Annotated in this window: 17 protein-coding genes and 1 riboswitch; of the genes, 11 read left to right on the forward strand and 6 right to left on the reverse strand. The window is 70.8% G+C overall.

The window, feature by feature from the left end; all coding sequences use genetic code 11:
• The first annotated feature begins 146 nt into the window (after window positions 1-146).
• Window positions 147-1088: a CBM35 domain-containing protein gene (locus EF387_RS37705; protein WP_128381113.1), complete on the forward strand. Its 942-nt coding sequence runs from the start codon at window positions 147-149 to the stop codon at window positions 1086-1088.
• A 51-nt stretch (window positions 1089-1139) separates the two neighbouring features.
• Here EF387_RS37705 and EF387_RS37710 read toward each other — a convergent pair whose 3' ends face one another.
• From EF387_RS37710 to EF387_RS37720, 3 genes are all read right to left on the reverse strand, one after another.
• Window positions 1140-2069, reverse strand: coding sequence for a 1-phosphofructokinase family hexose kinase (locus tag EF387_RS37710; RefSeq protein WP_128381114.1), 930 nt, complete (start codon window positions 2067-2069; stop codon window positions 1140-1142).
• A 139-nt stretch (window positions 2070-2208) separates the two neighbouring features.
• A complete protein-coding gene (gene nagA / locus EF387_RS37715) occupies window positions 2209-3375 on the reverse strand; it encodes an N-acetylglucosamine-6-phosphate deacetylase (RefSeq protein ID WP_128381115.1) in 1167 nt (388 codons plus the stop codon).
• Window positions 3375-4451 (reverse strand): ROK family protein, encoded by a 1077-nt coding sequence (locus tag EF387_RS37720; RefSeq protein WP_274388976.1) that lies wholly within the window; start codon window positions 4449-4451, stop codon window positions 3375-3377. Before EF387_RS37720 ends, nagA begins: the two co-directional genes overlap by 1 nt.
• A gap of 294 nt (window positions 4452-4745) precedes the next feature.
• Here EF387_RS37720 and EF387_RS37725 point away from each other — a divergent pair, with 294 nt between their 5' ends.
• Both EF387_RS37725 and EF387_RS37730 read left to right on the forward strand, forming a co-directional pair.
• Window positions 4746-5966: an ABC transporter substrate-binding protein gene (locus EF387_RS37725; protein ID WP_128381158.1), complete on the forward strand. Its 1221-nt coding sequence runs from the start codon at window positions 4746-4748 to the stop codon at window positions 5964-5966.
• Window positions 5967-5998: 32 nt separating this feature from the next.
• Window positions 5999-6226, forward strand: a complete 228-nt coding sequence (locus EF387_RS37730; protein WP_128381117.1) for a DUF3263 domain-containing protein — start codon at window positions 5999-6001, stop codon at window positions 6224-6226.
• A gap of 271 nt (window positions 6227-6497) precedes the next feature.
• Here the strand turns inward: EF387_RS37730 and EF387_RS37735 are convergent, their stop codons facing one another.
• Window positions 6498-7598 carry a winged helix DNA-binding domain-containing protein gene (locus EF387_RS37735; protein WP_128381118.1) on the reverse strand — a complete coding sequence of 367 codons (1101 nt, stop codon included), beginning with the start codon at window positions 7596-7598 and terminating at the stop codon, window positions 6498-6500.
• A 153-nt stretch (window positions 7599-7751) separates the two neighbouring features.
• Between EF387_RS37735 and otsB the strand changes: the two genes are divergently transcribed.
• On the forward strand, window positions 7752-8594 hold the full coding sequence (otsB, locus tag EF387_RS37740) for a trehalose-phosphatase (protein WP_128381119.1): 843 nt from the start codon (window positions 7752-7754) through the stop codon (window positions 8592-8594).
• A 317-nt stretch (window positions 8595-8911) separates the two neighbouring features.
• Here the strand turns inward: otsB and EF387_RS37745 are convergent, their stop codons facing one another.
• Window positions 8912-10402 carry an alpha,alpha-trehalose-phosphate synthase (UDP-forming) gene (locus EF387_RS37745; protein WP_202918489.1) on the reverse strand — a complete coding sequence of 497 codons (1491 nt, stop codon included), beginning with the start codon at window positions 10400-10402 and terminating at the stop codon, window positions 8912-8914.
• Window positions 10403-10645: 243 nt separating this feature from the next.
• Window positions 10646-11617, reverse strand: a complete 972-nt coding sequence (locus EF387_RS37750) for a glucosyl-3-phosphoglycerate synthase (RefSeq protein WP_128381120.1) — start codon at window positions 11615-11617, stop codon at window positions 10646-10648.
• Between the two features lie 207 nt (window positions 11618-11824).
• Window positions 11825-11989: riboswitch (SAM riboswitch) on the forward strand.
• A gap of 17 nt (window positions 11990-12006) precedes the next feature.
• Between EF387_RS37750 and thrC the strand changes: the two genes are divergently transcribed.
• The 7 genes from thrC (at window position 12007) to EF387_RS37785 (ending at window position 19221) form a co-directional block, all read left to right on the forward strand.
• Complete coding sequence (thrC, locus tag EF387_RS37755) at window positions 12007-13290, forward strand: threonine synthase (RefSeq protein ID WP_128381121.1); 1284 nt, start codon at window positions 12007-12009, stop codon at window positions 13288-13290.
• Complete coding sequence (locus tag EF387_RS37760; protein ID WP_128381122.1) at window positions 13287-13562, forward strand: MoaD/ThiS family protein; 276 nt, start codon at window positions 13287-13289, stop codon at window positions 13560-13562. The genes thrC and EF387_RS37760 overlap by 4 nt, the downstream gene beginning before the upstream one ends.
• Before the next feature lie 437 nt (window positions 13563-13999).
• The gene (locus tag EF387_RS37765) at window positions 14000-14203 is read left to right on the forward strand and encodes a cold-shock protein (RefSeq protein WP_009339379.1); all 204 of its coding nucleotides are present in this window, start codon (window positions 14000-14002) and stop codon (window positions 14201-14203) included.
• Window positions 14204-14538: 335 nt separating this feature from the next.
• Window positions 14539-16161 (forward strand): chaperonin GroEL, encoded by a 1623-nt coding sequence (groL, locus tag EF387_RS37770; RefSeq protein ID WP_128381123.1) that lies wholly within the window; start codon window positions 14539-14541, stop codon window positions 16159-16161.
• Window positions 16162-16426: 265 nt separating this feature from the next.
• The gene (locus EF387_RS37775; protein ID WP_128381124.1) at window positions 16427-17677 is read left to right on the forward strand and encodes an NAD(P)/FAD-dependent oxidoreductase; all 1251 of its coding nucleotides are present in this window, start codon (window positions 16427-16429) and stop codon (window positions 17675-17677) included.
• Between the two features lie 5 nt (window positions 17678-17682).
• On the forward strand, window positions 17683-18633 hold the full coding sequence (locus tag EF387_RS37780) for a sigma-70 family RNA polymerase sigma factor (protein ID WP_202918490.1): 951 nt from the start codon (window positions 17683-17685) through the stop codon (window positions 18631-18633).
• A 183-nt stretch (window positions 18634-18816) separates the two neighbouring features.
• On the forward strand, window positions 18817-19221 hold the full coding sequence (locus EF387_RS37785; protein WP_128381126.1) for a hypothetical protein: 405 nt from the start codon (window positions 18817-18819) through the stop codon (window positions 19219-19221).
• The last annotated feature ends 41 nt before the right edge of the window (window positions 19222-19262 follow it).

The raw sequence follows: 19262 nt of genomic DNA on the forward strand, positions 1-19262 counted from the left end.
GACCCCGGCGATGCGCGATGATCAGCAGGTCGGTGAGCCAGTGAGGCGCACGCCACCCTTTCAGTACACCAAGAGCGGGTAGGCTCGCCCTTCATCCACATGTCTTTGCCGTTTCCGAACCGCACTTTGTTGAGGAGTACCTAGGGATGACGCCCGGCAACAACGGCGCGAGCACGCCCGAGGACGACGACCCGTTCGGCTACCTGTACGCCGACGGGCAGGCGAACGGGGCCACCCCGCCGAGCGGCGGCGGCTACGGCTACCCGGGGCCGCGCTCCTCAGCCAACCGAGTCCGTGCGGTCGGCGAGCGCCAGTACACGCCCCCGCCGTCGCAGACCGCGCAGACCGCCCAGTACGGGCAGGTGCCGCAGCAGACGCAGCAGGGCGCGTACGGGGCGCCCAGCCCGCACTACGCCGCGCCCGAGGCCACCGGTGCGCCGGTCCGCCACGCCCCGCCGTCGTCCGGCGGCCGGGGCCGTGGGCCCAACACCAAGGGGCTGCTGATCGGCGCGATCGCCGTGGTCGCGGCCGTGGTGATCGGTATCGGCGTGGCGATGCTCGGCGGGGACGGGGAGGACGACAAGTCCGGCAACAACGCCGGTGCCACGCCGTCCGTGGGGCAGTCGCAGAGCGCTCAGCCGAGCCCGACCGCCAGCAAGTCGGCGGCAGAGGAGGGCGAACTGCCGAAGGCGGACGCGAAGGCACTGAAGCTGGAGGGCGGCCCGGAGACAGCCTCCGACATCAAGGGTGCGCAGGCGGCCGGTGGAATCTACGTAAAGGGCTTCAACGCCGTCGGAGCCAAAGTCACCTGGACTGCCAGTGTGGAGAAGGCCGGCAAGTATCGGTTGTATGTTCGATATGGCATCCCTGGTGTGGACGCCAACGCCACGCTCGTGGTCAACGGGAAGGCCAACACCCAGCCGCTGGGGATGAAGAACTTCATCAACTCCCCGAAGGGCGACTACGAGAAGGGCTGGCAGTCCACGTGGGCGCCCGTCACGCTGAACGAGGGCACCAACGTGCTGGAGATCTCCTGCGCCGCAGGGAATCAGTGTGACGCCAACCTTGATCAAGTGTGGCTGCAGTAGGTTCTCAGCAACCCGAGCGGTCCGCCGGAAATCCGGCGATCAGGCGGCACGTCAGGCCGCCGACGCCCCGCCCGTCACCGTGACCCGCTCCAGCAACGCCTCGTAGTCCCCCCGGTCGAACTCCCCCGCCACCGGCGCCAGCACCGTCGCCGTGGACAGGGCCACCGCGCGGGCCAGGCGCTCTGGCCACGGCAGGCGTTCCACGAGCCCCGACAGCAGGCCCGCGACCGCCGAGTCGCCGGCGCCCGTGGGGTTGCCCTGGACGCGGTGCGGGGGAGCGGCCCGCCAGCGGCCCTCCGTGTTCTCCAGCAGCAGGCCCGCCTCGCCGAGCGAGGCCACCACCGTGCGGGCGCCCCGGCGGCGGGCGTCGCGGGCGGCCTGCAGCGGCTCGTGGGAGCCGGTGAGTTCGGCCAGTTCCTCGGCGTTCGGCTTGACGATGTCGGGCCGCGCGGCGACCCCGCGGCGCAGCGGCTCCCCGCTGGTGTCCAGCAGCACCGGGACGTGCAGGGACCGTGCGACGCGCACCAGTTGTGCGTACGCCCCCACCGGAACCCCCGGCGGCAGACTCCCGCACAGCGCCACCACCGACGCGGCGCCCACCAGTTCCTCGTACACCTCGACGAACCCGGACCACTCGGTGGGTGCAATCGTCGGGCCGGGCTCGTTGAACTGAGTCGTGTCACCCGTGGTGGCGTCGACCACGGCCGTCGTGCGGCGGGTCACGCCGGAGACCGGGAGAAGGGCGTCGGTGAGGCGGGGCACCCCGGTGAGCCTCTCCCGCAGGGCGCGGCCCGTGGCGCCGCCGGCGAAGCCGGTGACCGTCACCTCGTGGCCGAGGGCGGCCAGCACCCTGGCGACGTTCACCCCCTTGCCGCCGGGCCGTTCGGTCACCTCCGTCACCCGGTGCGCGGTGTGCGGGCGCAGCGCCGGGACGCGGTAGGTGATGTCGAGAGCGGTGTTCAGCGTGACCGTGAGGATCACGTGGACCTCCCCCCGAAGGTAGTGCGCAGCCTGGGGACCGACACGCGCTAGCCGACATACCGGGGCCCGATCATGCCAAAAACGGGGCGGTCGGCCCAGCCCCGGGAGGCCGGCCGACCGCCCCCAACGACGGGACAGATCACCCCAGTTGGGGATGGACCACCCAATCGCCGCGCCGCATCACGCCCTTGAGCGCGAAGGTGTCGTCGAGGACGACGAGGTCGGCGTCCTTGCCCGGTTCCAGGGAGCCCACCCGGTCGTAGACGCCGAGCAGCCGGGCAGGGTTGGCGGAGATCGCGGTGACGACTTCCTCGACCGGCAGTTCGTCGACGGTGACGGCTCGTTGGAAGGCGCGGTCGAGGGTGAGCGTGGAGCCGGCGATGGAGCCGCCCTCGGCGAGGCGGGCCACGCCGTCGCGCACCTCGACCTCGAGGGGGCCGAGCGAGTAGACGCCGTCGCCGAACCCGGCCGCGTCCATCGCGTCGGTGATGAACGCCACACGGCCGGCACCCGCGTGATGGAACGCCAGTTCAAGGGAGGCGGGGTGCAGATGGGTGCCGTCGTTGATCAGCTCGACGGTGATCCGTTCGTCCTGCAGCAGTGCCGCGATAGGGCCCGGGGACCGGTGGCCGAGCACGGGCATCGCGTTGAACAAGTGGGTCGCCACGGTCGCGCCCGCGTCGATGGCCTCGACGGTCTGCTCGTAGGAGGCGTCCGTGTGGCCGATCGCGGCGATCACGCCGTGCTCGACGAGGAGGCGTACGGAGTCGACGCCGCCGGGGAGTTCGGTGGCGAGCGTGACCATCACGGCCCGGCCGCGCGCCGCGTCGATCAGTTTGCGGACCTCCGCCGGGTCCGGGTGGCGCAGCAGCGCCTCGGAGTGCGCGCCCTTGCGGCACGGGGAGATGAACGGACCCTCGAAGTGGATGCCCGCGATGTCGCCCTGCTCGGCCAGTTCGGACAGCAGCCCGGCGCGCTGGGCGAGGAGGTCCATCTCATCGGTGACGGTGGACGCGACGAGGGTGGTGGTGCCGTGCAGCCGGTGGGTGTGGATGCCCCTGAGGACCTCCTCGACCGTCCCGGAGGTGAACGAGGCGCCGCCGCCACCGTGGTTGTGGAGGTCGACGAAGCCGGGGACCACCCAGTGCCCGGTCAGGTCCAGCACCTCTGCGCCCTCGGGTGTGGCGTCGGCGGTGGTGGGGCCGACGGTTCCGATGCGGGCGCCGTCCACGGTCAGCCGGGCATCGGGCATCGTCCCGCTGGGCAGTACCACCCGGGCGCCGGTGAGCACCTTGCTAGTGGCCATCAGGTGGTTACCTCCGAAAGGTCAGTGGGGGTGGTGGGGGTGGCGGGGGACGCCGGGGTGGCCGGGCCGTTCGGGCCGACGTGGGTGGCCGGTGTGGCTGGGGTGGCCGGGTCTGCTGGGGTCGCGCCGGATCCACCGGCTGCCGGTGGAGTCGCGGCGGCCGCCAGGAGGTCCCAGGCGAGCAGTCCGGCACCCAGGCAGCCGGCGCCGTCCCCGAGTGCGGCCGGGACGATCTCCGGCAGTTTCTGGAAGGTGACGCGGCGCCGCACGGCCTCCCGCAGGGGGACGAACAGGGTGTCCCCGGCCTCGGCGAGCCCGCCGCCGATGATGAGCGTGCGCGGGTCGAGCAGGGTGAGGGCGGTGACAAGACCGTCGGCGAGCGCGTCCACGGCGTCCTGCCAGACGGCCGCCGCCGAGGGGTCGCCCGCCGCAACGGCCCTGGCGCAGTCCGCGGCGTCCGCGTCCGGGTCTCCCTTGGCCAGCGCCCAGGCCTGACTGACCGCCGACGCCGAGGCGTACCGCTCCAGACAGCCGCGCTGACCGCAGGCGCAGTCCGTGCCGCCGGGGCGTACGACGACATGGCCGATCTCGCCGGCGAACCCATGCGCTCCCGCCTCGACCGAGCCGTCGATGCCGATGGCGCCCGCTATGCCCGTGCCGAGCGGCACGAACAGGAAGCGGTCGGCGCCGCGGCCGGCGCCGATCCGGCCTTCGGCGAGGCCGCCGGTGCGGACGTCGTGGCCGAGGGCGACCGGGATACCGGACAGCCGGTCACTGAGCAGGTCGCGCAGCGGGACGTCCCGCCAGCCGAGGTTGGCGGCGTACGCGGCGATCCCGCGGTCGGCGTCGACGATGCCGGGGACGGCGACTCCGGCGGCCGCGGCGGGCTCGCCGAAGCGGTGTTCACCGTGGGCGCGCAGGTCGCCCGCGAACTCGAGGATCGCCTCGATCACGGCCTCCGGTCCGCGTTCACGGCCGGTGGCCCGGCGGTCCTGGTGCAGCAGGCCGCCGTCCGCCCCCACGAGGGCGGCTTTCATCCCGGTGCCGCCCACGTCGAGGGCGATGACATGTCTCACGGGTGACAGTGTCGCGCTTGAACCCTCTAGAGGTCTAGTCCACTCGCATGGTATAGACCTTATGGAGCACATTTCAGGCCAACGGTTCCTTTGGGAGGCCCCTGCATCAAGGGTCCCTCCACGGAGCCTTTGGCCAGGGATTTCCTCCCGGGGATCGGTCAGGCCGAGGGCCCCGAGGACTCCTCTCGGGGAGTCGATCAAGCCAAGGACTCCGTCGAGGAGCCTTTCGATCCAGGGCTGGGGAAGCACGTGAAGCGGCGTACAGGACTACTCGCGGTGGTGACCGCGTTGGGCATGGCGGGCACGCTCGCCGGGTGCGGCACCTCCGCGGGTGCCACCGGCGACGTGACGCTCAAGCTGATTGCGGCGGACTACGGTGATTCCGCCGCGAACAGCTCCAAGGTCTACTGGGGTGACCTGGTCAAGGAGTTCGAGGCCGACCATCCCGGGATCGACGTGGACGTCGACGTCTACTCGTGGAACGTCGTCGACGCCAAGGTCAAGGAGCTGGTCGAGGACGGCAAGGCACCCGACCTCGCACAGATCGGCGCCTACGCCGACTACGCCGCCGACGACGCGCTGTACCGGGCCGGCGACGTCCTCTCCATCGCCACCCAGGCCGACTTCCTGCCGCAGCTCAGCCGGGCGGGACAGGTCGACATGGTGCAGTACGGCATGCCCTTCGTGTCTTCCACGCGGCTGCTCTTCTACAACAAGACCCTCTTCAAGAAGGCCGGGCTGACCCCGCCGCAGAGCTGGTCCCAGCTGCAGAGCGCCGCCGAGGCGCTCAAGGCGCAGGGGGTCGAGTACCCCTACGCGCTTCCGCTCGGGCCCGAGGAGGCGCAGGCGGAGACGATGATGTGGCTGCTCAGCGGGGGTGACGGATACACGGACCAGGTCGGTGGCTACAACCTCGACTCCGAGCAGAACATCGAGACGTTCACCTGGCTGAAGGAACACCTCGTCGACAACGGACTGACCGGACCGGTCGCGCCCGGGAAGCTGAACCGTGCCGAGGCGTTCGCGGCGTTCACCCGGGGCGAGGTCGGGATGCTCAACGGCCACCCCACGCTGATGGGAATGGCCAGGTCCACCGGCGTGGAGTTCGGCGTTGTGACGATGCCCGGCAATGGCGGGAAGTCCAAGGCCACGATGGGTGTCGCGGACTGGATGATGGCGTTCAAGCAGAACGAACACCGCGAGCAGATCCGGGACTTCCTGGACTTCGTCTACAACGACGACAACGTCCTGAAGTTCGCCCGCGAGTACAACCTGCTGCCCGTGACGTCCTCCGCGTCCGACCTGATGCGGCAGAACAAGGCCGACTCCGCGCTCGTGCCGTTCCTGGAGCAGCTCACCACCTCCGAGCTGTACCCCGTGGGCAAGACGTCCTGGGCGGAGGTGTCGGCGGACATCAAGAAGCAGATCGGCAAGGCGGTGGGGTCGGCCGGGCCGACGGCGGTGCTGGGGCAGCTGCAGCGCGACGCGGTCGCGGCGGAGCGGGCCCGGGAGTAGCCCTGTCGGTGGCGCGGGTTACGTTCTTCTCCATGGAAGAGCTCGCCGCCCGGGAGAAGGCCATCCTCGCCATGGAACAGCGGGGCTGGCCTTCCGCCGGCGCCAAGGAGCGCGCCATACGCGAGCGGCTGGGTCTGGCTCCGGTGCGCTACTACCAGCTCCTGAACGCCCTCCTCGACGACGAGCGAGCCCTGCGGCACGACCCGGTGACGGTCAATCGGCTGCGGCGGATACGGGAGGAACGGCGGAGCGAGCGCTGACCCGCGGCAAGCCGCGGCCCATGGGTGCCCCGCCCGGAACCCGGCATGCAAGCGCTCGGTGCTCAGCGGCACAGCTCGTGCTCAGTGGTCCGGACGCGGCGATGCGCCCAGTGCCCGGGGCGGAGCGGTCCGGACGCGGCGATGCGCCCAGTGCCCAGGGCTGTCCGGACGCGGCGATACGCCCAGTGCCCGGGGCGGAGCGGTCCGGACGCGGCGATGCGCCCAGTGCCCGGGGCTGTCCGGACGCGGCGATACGCCCAGCGCCGTGGGCTCAACTGTCGGACGCCGCGATCCGTACGCGTCGGCTGTCGCCCTCGGAGAGGAACGACGCCAGCGCCCGCCCCTCCTCGGCGACGGCGGTGCGGTCGTCCCGGGAGAAGGGGCGCAGCGGGGTGACCAGTACGGTGCCGGCCTCCACGCTCCAGGTCGCGGCGACCCGGCCGTCGACCAGCACGACGCGAGCACCGGCGACCGACAGGCCGCGGTGGGCGTCGTCGACGATCCGGCCGCGGTCGTGGTAGCCGAGGAGCGCGTTGTCGAACGCCGGCAGGAACCGCACCGGGGCGGGTGTGTCGGGGTCGGGGCGCGGCGCGTCGGGAAGGTCCAGCAGTTCCCGGCCGCGCTCGTCGCGGAAGGTGACCAACTCCTCGCGTAACGCGGCGACCGCGGCAGGCAGCCCGGCGAGGCCGCACCAGGCGCGCAGGTCGGCCGAGGCGGCGGGGCCGAACGCGGCCAGATAACGCCGCACCATCGCCCGGCCCACAGGATCGGAGCCGTCCGTGGACGGCGGGTCGACCTCCCGGCCCAGCCACAAGGAGAGCGGGAGGTTACGCACCCCCGCCTTCATGCGCCACAGTCCCCGCGGCGGCAGCTGCGCCACCGGGACGAGGGCGGTGATCACCATCTCTCCCAGGGCCCGCGGCCCCGGCTCCGGCCAGCGCTCGGCGAGCGCCCGCGCGAGCCCGGACATCGAGCGGGGCTCCCCGTCGGCCAGCACGGCCCGGGCCGCCGCCGCGAGCTCGTCGAGATCCACCCCGTCGAGCTCGCGGCGGTAGACCCCGAGCACCCGTTGGCGCAGCATGGGCTCGTGGCGGGCCCGCCAGGCCAGCGCGTCGTCGGCGGTGACGAGGTGGACGGTGCGGCGCATCAGGTGCGTCCGCACCACGCTCCGCCCGGTCAGCAGCTCCGACAGCGTCGCCGGGTCGAACGCGCGCAGCCGGGACCAGAGCCCGACGAACGGCTCCTGCGGTTCCTGCGCCTGCAGACCGCCGAGGTGCGCCACGGCGTCGAGCACCGGCATGTCGGCGCGATCGAGCAGCAACTGCCGGGCGAGCGTCGCACGGCCCAGCGCCCTGGTGTCGAGAACCTTCACAGTGATCGCGTCCTTCTGGTCGCCGTGTCTGGTGGCAGGGACGACATTGGCAGGGGAAGCGGTCAGATTCTGTCCTCTTCTCGCTGTCCTCTTCTCGGTCGGGTCGAAGGCTCGCAGGAGTACCGCCCGCGCTCCCCGGATAGGTTCACCACCATGGGGAGCCACGAACTGCCGACGCCCGGGACCCCCGCGGGACGGGCAGGACTTGACGCCGTGCTGCGCCGACCCGAGCGGAGCGTGATCGCACTCGACTTCGACGGCACTCTCGCCCCGATCGTCGCCGACCCGGAGCAGGCCCGGGCCCACCCGGACGCGATCCCCGCACTCGCGGCGCTCGCCCCCCACGTGGCGTCCGTCGCGGTCGTCACCGGCCGCCCCGCAGCCGTCGCCGTCCGCAACGGCGGCTTCGCCGGCGTCCCCGGCCTGGAGCACCTCGTCGTCCTCGGCCACTACGGCGCCGAGCGCTGGGACGCGGCGACGGACACCGTGACGGCCCCGCCCCCGCACCCGGGCGTGGCCGCCGTCCGCGCCGAACTCCCCGCGTTGCTCGAGCGGAGCGGGGCCGGACCGGGCATCTGGATCGAGGAGAAGGGGCGCGCGGTCGCCGTCCACACCCGCCGCGCCGACGATCCGTGGGCAGCCTTCGAGGCCCTCCGCGAACCACTCGCCGGCCTCGCCGCCCGCCATGGGCTCATCGTCGAACCGGGCCGTATGGTCCTGGAACTGCGTCCCCCAGGCATGGACAAGGGCGTGGCCCTGCTGGACCACGTACGCGAGGTCTCCGCCGAGGCGGTCCTCTACGCCGGCGACGACCTGGGCGATCTCCCGGCCTTCGCCGCCGTCGAGAAGCTCCGCTCCGACGGCGTACCGGGCGTGCTGGTGTGCAGCGGCAGCACGGAGGTCACGGACCTGGCCGAGCGGGCCGACCTGGTCGTGGCCGGAGCCGAGGGGGTCGTACGCCTGCTGGCAGCACTGGCGAGCGGGATGAACCGCTAGGCCGAGGGGCGCCTGAGCCGTCCGGGCCATTCGGCCATTCGGCCGCTCGGCCGATCGAGCCATGGGTCGTCGTGCCCGCCCGCCTGGTCATGGGTCGTCGGGCCCGCCCGCCTGGTCATGGGTCGTCGGGCCCGCCCGCCCGGTCATGGGTCGTCGGGCCCGCCCGCCCGGTCATGGGTCGTCGGGCCCGCCCGCCCGGCCATGGGTCGTCGGGCCCGCCCGCCCGGCCATGGGTCGTCGGGCCCGCCCGCCCGGTCATGGGTCGTCGGGCCCGCCCGCCCGGCCATCGCCCCGGACGGGGGCGTCCGGGGCAGGGGCTATCCGCTCGTCTCCAGTGCTTCCAGCTGATCCAGGAACCAGCGCGTCGGCGGTAGTGCCGTCGCCGCGTCGGCCAGGCGCTTGGTGCCTTCCGCGCGGTCCCCGGACGGCATGGTCAGCGCCGTGTGCAGCGCCGCGGCGGTGCCCTGGACGTCGTACGGGTTCACCGCGATCGCGTCCTCGGCCAGTTCCTCGTACGCCCCCGCCTCGCGGGAGAGGACCAGTACGCATCCCTCGTCGGAGACGACGGGGACCTCCTTGGCGACCAGGTTCATCCCGTCGCGGATGGGGTTGACCAGGGCCACGTCGGCGAGCCGGTACGCGGCCAGGGAGCGCGCGAAGTCGTCCTTGACGTGCAGCACGACCGGGGTCCAGCCCGGAGTGCCGTACGTGGCGTTGATCTCCTCGGCGACCCGCTGCACCTCGGCCGTGTACTCGCGGTACACCGCGAGGTCCTGCCGGGAGGGGTAGGCGAAGGCGACGTGCACGACGCGCTCCCGCCACTCCGGCCAGGTTTCCAGCAGTTCCCGGTAGGCCAGCAGCCCCCGCACGATGTTCTTGGAGAGTTCGGTGCGGTCCACGCGCACGATCGTCTTGCGGCCCTCGCCGATCTCCGCGCGCAGCGCGTTCATCCGCTCGGCGACGTCCGGCTGGTGCGCGCGCTTGCGCAGGAAGTCGGCGTCGGCGCCGAGGCCGTGCACACCGATCCATGTCGTGCTCAGGGGCGGGCGGCCGGTGTCCGTGTGCTCGATGCTCCCGGGCTCGCCCGGGCGGCCCGGGACGCCGACGGCGATCCGGTCCCCGTCGATCTCACCCGCGCACTGCATGAATGCGTGCGCCCACCGCCAGGTCAGGAACCCCAGCCGGTCGGCGCCGAGCATGCCCCACACCAACCGGGCGCGGATGTCGTCCGGGAGCATCCGGAAGTACTCCGGCGGCGCCCACGGAGTGTGCGAGAAGTGCCCGATGCGCAGATCGGGGCGGAGTTCCCGGAGCATCCGGGGGACCAGGGTGAGGTGGTAGTCCTGGACGAGCACGGCGGCGCCGTCGGCCGCCTCCTCCGCCAGGGCCTCGGCGAAGGCCCGGTTGTAGGCCTCGTACGACGCCCACTGGCGCCGGAACTCCGCGTCGAAGACGGGCTCCAGCGGGGTCTGGTACAGCATGTGGTGGACGAACCACAGCACGGAGTTCGCGATGCCGTTGTACGCGTCGGAGTGCACCCGGGCGTCGATGTCGAGCATCCGCACCCGCTGACCGCCGGTCGTGTCCGAGGGCAGCCGCCCGTCCAAGGAGCGGCGCACCGCCTCGCGGTCCGCGTCGCTCAGCGCGGAGCACACCCACACCGCGTCCGCCTCGGGGCCGATCGCCGAAAGCCCGGACACCAGCCCGCCGCCGCCGCGCTTGGCGGTGAGCGCACCGGTCTCGTCCAGGGCGAACGAGACCGGTCCGCGGTTGGACGCGACCAGGATCCGGGCACCTTTGGAAGCCATACGCCACAACCTAGCCCGCCGCCGAAACGCTCAAACGTACGACGCCTCCGTATACGAGGCGCACACACGTCACAGGACTACGCCGGACGGCGCACGTGTTCACGGGGGCGCACACGCTCACGCGCGCACCCGCGCACGGGAGCACACACGTTCCGGCGATGTTCCGCCGACGCATGGGCTCACGCGACGGGCGCACGCGTTGACACCCGGCTCCGGCACGGGGCCGCGCGCTCGACCCAGGGTTCAGGCCGCTCGGCGTGCCGCGTACTCCTCGATCTCCGCCATCGGCGGCCGCTCCTCGGTGTCCACCGAGAACGTCCGTGGCTCGAAACCCTCGGCGCCACGTTCGAACTGGGTGAGGACGGGACGGATCAGATGCCCACGGGCCAGCCGTAGCTGGGCCGTGCGGTAGATCGCCGCGGCCATCCGGCCGAGCGCCTGCCCGTCCTGGTGACGGTGCTTGCGGACACCGACGTCGACCTGGGCGAGGGCGTCCAGGCCGACCAGGTGCAGGGCGTCCACCAGCATGCCGAGCTCGACGCCGTAGCCGACGGGGAACGGCAGCCGCTCCAGCAGCGAGCGGCGGGCCGCGTACTCGCCGCCGAGCGGCTGGACGAACCCGGCCAGCTGCGGCCAGTGCATGTTCAGCAGCGGACGCGCCATCAGCTCCGTGACCCGGCCGCCCTGGCCGGCGGCGGTCCTACCGGAGGCGGGCCCGTCGGACAGGGCCAGCGGGCGGTCGTACATCCCCTTGACCAGGTCCACGTCCGGATCGGTGAGCAGCGGTCCGACGGTCCCGGAGACGAAGTCGGAGGAGAACTCCTTCAGGTCGGCGTCGATGAAACAGACGATGTCGCCGCTGGTGGCCAGCAGCGAACGCCACAGCACCTCGCCCTTGCCGGGAACGGTGGGGATGCGCGGCAGTATCTCGTCCCGGTGCACCACACGGGCGCCCGCCGCGGCGGCCACCGCGGAGGTCCGGTCGGTCGACCCGGAGTCGACGACGACGATCTCGTCGACGAGGGGGGCCTGGTGCATCAGGTCGTGACGGATGGCGGCGACGATCTCGCCGACCGTCTCCTCCTCGTTCAGTGCGGGCAGCACGACGCTGACCGACGAGCCGGAGGCGCGTTTCGCGGCCAGGATCCTGTGGAGCGGGCGATCGGTCACAGACCAGGAGCGGGTCTTCAGCCAGCGCTCGACTTCTTCCAGCACAGTCTGCGGCTCCTTACGTTGCGCGATGGGCGGGGGGATCATGCCCGAAGCGAGGCTCGACGGACGACTCGGTCATCCTGTGATCCATCTCGCGGTTCGGACGACTATCTCAACTGTCCTGGCCTTCGGTTACAGTCTTGAACAACGCCGGTGACCATCGCATGTCGGTGGCCGCCCGGTGTCACACGCTCGAAAACAACCGCATACCGCTCATCCAGAGGGGCAGAGGGACACGGCCCGTTGAAGCCCCGGCAACCCTCCAGCCGCACGCGTCGGAACGCACAGCGTCACGGTCGTATTCCGGCGAGGCTCGTGGCTAGGGAAGGTGCCAATTCCGTCTCGCGGCGAGATGCGCCGTGAGGAAGATGAGGAGAAAGGGCCTCGCCTCCATGGCTGTGCACAGTGATGCAAGCACCACGAACTCCGTAGACCTCGGCGCCGCCGCCGCGCTCTCCTGCCGCGAATGCGGCCACCAGGTGCCACTGGGACCGGTGTTTGCCTGTGAAGAGTGTTTCGGCCCCCTCGAAATCGCCTACGACTTCTCCTCGTACGAAACCGAAGAGCTCCGCAAGCAGATCGAGGCGGGGCCTTCGAGCATCTGGCGTTACGCCCCGCTGCTGCCCGTCCCCGCCGACGTGGCCGACAAACCGAACATCAATCCCGGCTGGACCCAGCTCGTCAAGGCCGACAACCTGGCGCGCGAGCTCGGCGTGACCGGCGGCCTGTATGTGAAGGACGACTCCGGCAACCCGACGCACTCCTTCAAGGACCGTGTCGTCGCCCAGGCGATCGAGGCCGCCCGCGCCTTCGGTTTCACCACCCTGTCCTGCTCCTCGACGGGCAACCTGGCCGGGGCCGTCGGTGCCGCCGCCGCCCGGGCCGGCTTCCGCTCCTGCGTCTTCATCCCGCACGACCTGGAGCAGGGCAAGGTCGTCATGGCCGCTGTCTACGGCGGCGAACTCGTCGGCATCGAGGGCAACTACGACGACGTGAACCGCTTCTGCTCCGAGCTGATCGGCGACCCGGCCGGCGAGGGCTGGGGCTTCGTCAACGTCAACCTGCGGCCGTACTACGCCGAGGGCTCCAAGACGCTGGCGTACGAGATCTGCGAGCAGCTCGGCTGGCAGCTGCCGGACCAGCTGGTCGTGCCGATCGCCTCCGGCTCCCAGCTCACCAAGATCGACAAGGGGCTCCAGGAGCTGATCAAGCTCGGGCTGGTCGAGGACAAGCCCTACAAGATCTTCGGCGCGCAGGCCGAGGGCTGCTCGCCGGTGTCGGTGGCCTTCAAGGCCGGCCACGACGTCGTCCGGCCGCAGAAGCCTGACACCATCGCCAAGTCGCTCGCCATCGGCAACCCGGCCGACGGTCCGTACGTGCTGGACATCGCGCGGCGTACCGGGGGTGCTGTGGAGGACGTGACCGACCCGCAGATCGTCGAGGCGATCAAGCTGCTGGCGCGGACGGAGGGTATCTTCGCGGAGACCGCGGGCGGGGTGACCGTCGGCGTGACGAAGAAGCTGCTCGAGAACGGTGTGCTGGACCCGTCCCTCACCACGGTCGTACTGAACACCGGCGACGGCCTCAAGACCCTCGACGCGGTGGCCGGCACCGGGCTCACCGCCACCATCCGCCCGAACCTTGACTCCTTCCGAGAGGCTGGCCTCGCATCATGAGCGTGAACGTTCGCATTCCGACGATCCTCCGTACCTACACCGGTGGCCAGGCGGAGGTGACCGCGGAGGGAGCGACCCTCGCCGAGGTCATCGCGGACCTGGAGAAGAACCACACGGGTATCGCGGCCCGGGTCCTGGACGACCAGGGCAAGCTGCGCCGGTTCGTCAACGTGTACGTGAACGACGACGACGTGCGCTTCGAGCAGGGGCTCGAGACCGCGACGCCGGACGGTGCGGGCGTGTCGATCATCCCGGCGGTCGCCGGCGGCTGATGCTTGATCATTACCCACGGTAACGCCGATTACCGAGAGTTCATCGAATTGCCCCCTCCGTGAGAGAAGCGGAGGGGGCAATTCTGTATGGTTGAGCGCGGTACAGTTGGGGAACTGCCTCGCTTCCACGTGTCGGACGTGTATGAGTTCCCGCCTGATCTCCGGCAAGAAGTAGCCAAAGTGTCTCTTCCTTTTGAGCCTTATAAGGCATTTATGGGGCCCGACTTGCCCCGAAACTTCGCGAATTCTCCATATATTCCGGATCGGTCGCGCCCAGATTTCTCGTCCGATTGACCTGTTGCAGACGGCAGTTGGACAGATACATACAGCCGCGGTCGACGCGTTCCGGCGCACACCCCCAACCGTTGGGGGGTGAGGTCTGACCCGGGTCCGCGAAGTGTGGATCTGTGCAAGGGCCAGTAATAGGGGAGTTAGGCATGGCTCAGGGCACCGTCAAGTGGTTCAACGCGGAGAAGGGGTACGGCTTCATCGCGGTCGACGGTGGTGCGGATGTTTTCGTCCACTACAGCGCGATCCAGATGGACGGTTACCGCACCCTGGAAGAGGGCCAGCGGGTCGAGTTCGAGATTTCGCAGGGCCAGAAGGGTCCGCAGGCGGACATGGTTCGCCTCGCAGGCTGAAGTAACGCGCCGACTGCTTGTTGACGTGACGAAGGGCTCGCGCCCCCCGAGGGGGCGTGAGCCCTTCGGTCTGCCCGGGGGCCGTCACTCATGCGCCCGCCCGTCTCCCGGCCATCACCCCCCAACGAGCCCGCTTCGCGGGCGCGCCTTGCACTCGACCACCCCGAGTGCTAATCATTGGCGTTAGCACTCTGAAGGTGAGAGTGACAACGAGGACCGGGTCGGTGAGGTCCGCAGGCCGGGTGGGGCAAGGAACCACGAGGCAGGCAGGCCGTCCGTCGCGGGCGCCAGCGCGGTCCGGAGCAATCCACCCCAGTCCGGGAGGACCACTTCACATGGCCAAGATCATCGCGTTCGACGAGGAGGCGCGGCGCGGCCTCGAGCGCGGCATGAACCAGCTCGCGGACGCCGTCAAGGTGACGCTCGGCCCCAAGGGCCGCAACGTCGTCCTCGAGAAGAAGTGGGGCGCCCCCACGATCACCAACGATGGTGTGTCCATCGCCAAGGAGATCGAGCTCGAGGACCCGTACGAGAAGATCGGCGCCGAGCTGGTCAAGGAGGTCGCGAAGAAGACGGACGACGTCGCCGGTGACGGCACGACGACCGCGACCGTCCTCGCCCAGGCCCTGGTTCGCGAGGGTCTGCGCAACGTAGCCGCCGGCGCCAACCCGATGGCCCTGAAGCGGGGTATCGAGAAGGCCGTCGAGGCCGTCTCCGGCGCCCTGCTCGAGCAGGCCAAGGACGTGGAGACCAAGGAGCAGATCGCCTCCACCGCCTCCATCTCCGCCGCCGACACCCAGATCGGCGAGCTGATCGCCGAGGCCATGGACAAGGTCGGCAAGGAAGGCGTCATCACCGTCGAGGAGTCCCAGACCTTCGGTCTGGAGCTGGAGCTCACCGAGGGTATGCGCTTCGACAAGGGGTACATCTCGGCGTACTTCGCCACTGACATGGAGCGTATGGAGGCCGTCCTCGACGACCCGTACATCCTGATCGCCAACTCCAAGATCTCGAGCGTCAAGGACCTGCTCCCGCTGCTGGAGAAGGTCATGCAGTCCGGCAAGCCGCTGCTGATCATCGCCGAGGACGTCGAGGGCGAGGCCCTGTCGACCCTGGTCGTCAACAAGATCCGCGGCACCTTCAAGTCGGTCGCGGTCAAGGCCCCCGGCTTCGGTGACCGCCGCAAGGCCATGCTCGTCGACATCGCCATCCTGACGGGCGGCGAGGTCATCTCCGAGGAGGTCGGCCTCAAGCTGGAGAACGCCACCATCGACCTGCTGGGCAAGGCCCGCAAGGTGGTCATCACCAAGGACGAGACCACCATCGTCGACGGTGCCGGTGCCTCCGAGCAGGTCAACGGCCGCGTGAACCAGATCCGCGCCGAGATCGAGAACAGCGACTCCGACTACGACCGCGAGAAGCTGCAGGAGCGCCTGGCGAAGCTCGCCGGCGGTGTCGCGGTCATCAAGGCCGGTGCCGCCACCGAGGTGGAGCTCAAGGAGCGCAAGCACCGCATCGAGGACGCCGTCCGCAACGCGAAGGCGGCCGTCGAGGAGGGCATCGTCGCCGGTGGTGGCGTGGCCCTGCTGCAGGCCTCCCAGGTGTTCGAGAAGCTGGAGCTCGAGGGTGACGAGGCGACCGGCGCCAACGCCGTGAAGCTCGCCCTGGAGGCCCCGCTCAAGCAGATCGCCGTCAACGGTGGTCTCGAGGGTGGCGTCGTCGTGGAGAAGGTCCGCAACCTCCAGGTCGGCCACGGCCTGAACGCCGCGACGGGTGAGTACGTCGACATGATCGCCGAGGGCATCATCGACCCCGCCAAGGTGACCCGCTCCGCGCTGCAGAACGCGGCCTCCATCGCCGCGCTGTTCCTCACCACCGAGGCCGTCATCGCCGACAAGCCGGAGAAGGCCGCCGCGCCCGCCGGTGGCGGTATGCCGGGCGGTGACATGGACTTCTGATCGGCTTCTGGTCGATCGACTGTCCGTAAAGGACCGAGGGCGGTACCTCCTGCTGCGGCAGGAGGTACCGCCCTCGGGCGTTCCCGGAGGCCGGTCGGCGTTGCTCCGCCTCCGCGCCGCGGGCATTGTCGGCCGTCGCTCCTGCCGCTTCCGCGCTCCCGCGCTCCCGCCGTTCTGTGACCCATGTCACATGCAGTTCCTGTCAGGAATCGGGGCGCTGTTCCGCTCAAGTCACCGAGAGCAAGCCAACCGACAGGAGCGACACATGAAGCACCGCATCGTCGTCCTCGGCGCCGGCTATGCCGGGGCCTACGTGGCCGGGAACCTGGCCCGTCGGCTGTCCTCGGCGGACACCGAGATCACCGTGGTCAACGCCGTGCCGGACTTCGTCCAGCGGCTGCGGCTGAACCAGCTGGCGGCCGGCCGGGACATCGAGGCTCCGCAGCTCGCCGATGTCTTCGCCGGCACGGGGATCCGGCTGCGCGTGGCCCTGGTGACCGCTGTCGACCCCGAGCGCCGGGTCGTTGCGGTGGCCGACGCCGACGGTGGCGGCGACCTCGGCTACGACACGCTTGTGTACGCGCTCGGCAGCCACGGCGACGACCACGCCGTCCCCGGCGTGGCCGAGCACGCCTTCGACGTCGCCGCCAGGCCCTCGGCGCTGCGTCTGCGTGAGCGCCTGGACGGCCTGGACGGCCTGGGCGGCCTGGGCGGCCTGGGCGGGCGGGGCGGAGGCGGGAGTGTGGTGGTCGTCGGCGACGGGCTGACCGGCATCGAGACCGCCACCGAGATCGCCGAAGCCCGGCACAGCCTGTCGGTGGCGCTGATCGCCCGTGGCGAGCTGGGCAGCCGGCTCTCCGCCGGAGCCCGCAGCCACCTGCGCCAGGCCTGCGACCGGCTGGGCATCACCGTCCTGGAGCACACCAGCGTCGAAGCCGTCGAAGCGACACGGGTGCTGTGCGCCGACGGCACCGCCCTGGCATCCGACGCAACCGTCTGGACGGCCGGGTTCGCGGTCAGCCCCATCGCCGCCGCCAGCGGGCTGGAGGTCACCGAGAACGGCCGGATCGTCGTCGACCGCACCATGCGGTCGGTCTCGCACCCGAACGTCTACGCCATCGGCGACAGTGTCCATGCCCTCGGCGACAACGGCCGTCCGCTGCCGATGTCCTGCGGCTCGGCCGGCTACACCGGCCGACAGGCCATCGAGGCGATCGTGGGACGCCTGACCGGCCGCAAGATCGCGAACGTCAAGCTGGTCTACCTGTACAACGCCATCAGCCTCGGGCGGCGGGACGGGCTCTGGCAGTCGGTTGACGACGAAGGGCAGGCAAAGCCGAAGTACATGGGCGGGCGGAAGGCCGCGCGGATCAAGGCGGCCATCGAAAAGGGGGCGCTGTGGGGCACCTCGCACCCGACCTTCGGCCTGCCCAAGCGCAAGCGCCGCCTGGCCGCCGCGCCGGACGCGTCCGCCGAAAAGGTGGTCGCGCAGCCGACCGGGACCCGCCTAGGGTGATCAACGTGGACAGCGCAGCGACCGATCGCTCGGACACCAGCCGGTTCGAGGCCGGCCGGAACAGGCTGGCCTCGCTGGCGTACCGGCTGCTGGGCTCCGCCGCCGACGCCGAAGACGCGGTGCAGGATGCGTTCCTGCACTGGCAGGCCGCCGACCGGCAGCGGATCAAGGTGCCGGACGCATGGCTGACCAAGGTCGTCACCAACCTGTGCCTCGACCGGCTCCGTTCGGCACAGGTCCGCCGCGAACGCACCGTCGGCGCCTGGCTGCCCGAACCGCTCCTCGACGGCGACCCGATGCTCGGCCCGGCCGACACGTTCGAGCAGCGCGAATCGGTCTCCCTGGCCGTGCTGACTCTCATGGAGCGCCTGTCACCCCACGAGCGGGCCGTCTACGTCCTGCGCGAAGCGTTCTCCTACAGCCACGCCGAGATCGCCGAGATCCTCGACATCACCGAGTCCGCGAGCCAGCAGCACCTCCACCGGGCCCGGCGCCGCATCACCGCCACCCGCCGCGGCGGCGAAGTCGACCCGGCATCCGCCCGCAGGATCGTCGAGGAATTCCTCGCCGCTGCTTCCTCGGGCCGAACCGAACGGCTGGTGGCGCTGCTCACCGACGACGCGACCGCGATCTCCGACGGCGCCGGCCTGAGCGAGAAGCTGCTGCGGTACGACACTCCGCAGCGCGTCGCCGCCGTCGCACGGGCCGGCTTCAAACCCACACCCGCGAAACGGCGACTCGTCGGAGGCACGCCCGCCTTCCACTACGCGGTCGTCAACGGTACCCCCGCCATCCTCTCCGTGCTCGGCGACCAGGTCGTCGGCTCCGTGACGTTCGACATCACCAACGGCAGGATCGCAACCGTGCGCGGCATCGCCGCCCCCGCCCGCCTCGTCCGCCTCACCGAAGCCTGGCGGCAGCACGAACCGGACACGCCGCTCATCGCCCAGTGGTGACCCGACGCCGACCGCGGCCAGGCGCGGCTCCGCGCCTGGCCGTCAGGCGCAGTCCCGCGCCGCGATGAACCGCTCCGGGACTTTCGGGCGCCACCAACCACATGCGGACAGCGCGCAGCGGCTCGCTGCCGTCCCCGGACAGCACCTGTCCACTGCCGCACACCACAAGAGGGGGACCACACCGTGACCAGACGAACGACTGCCGCACAGGGCGGCCTGACCTTCCTCAAGACCGCGATAGCCCTGCAGACCCTGATGCTCTTCTTCCAGGCGGTCACCGCCGGAATGCTGCTGACCTCGTCCCACGGCTATCGGATGCACGACGTCGGATCGAAGGTGATGTACGCAGCCGCCATGCTGTACGTGGTTGCCGCGATCCTGGCCTGGCGCCCAGGCGGCGGATCACCCCGCCCCGTCGTGTACGCCACCGGCTTCCTGCTCCTCGCGTCGGCGCAGGTCGCGCTGGGCGTCGCCCACGTGCCCTCGTTCCATGTCCCCCTGGGCGTGGTGATGTTCGCCCTCAGCACCCTGGCCCTGGTCCACGCGGTGTTCCCGCGCTTGCTGCTGCGCCCCGCCGTCAGGTCGTAGCCGCCTGTTGAACGTTGTGGATCGGCAGGGGCGATCTCGGC

Origin of the sequence: Streptomyces cavernae (assembly GCF_004023625.1) — a bacterium.
GTDB lineage: Bacteria > Actinomycetota > Actinomycetes > Streptomycetales > Streptomycetaceae > Streptomyces > Streptomyces cavernae.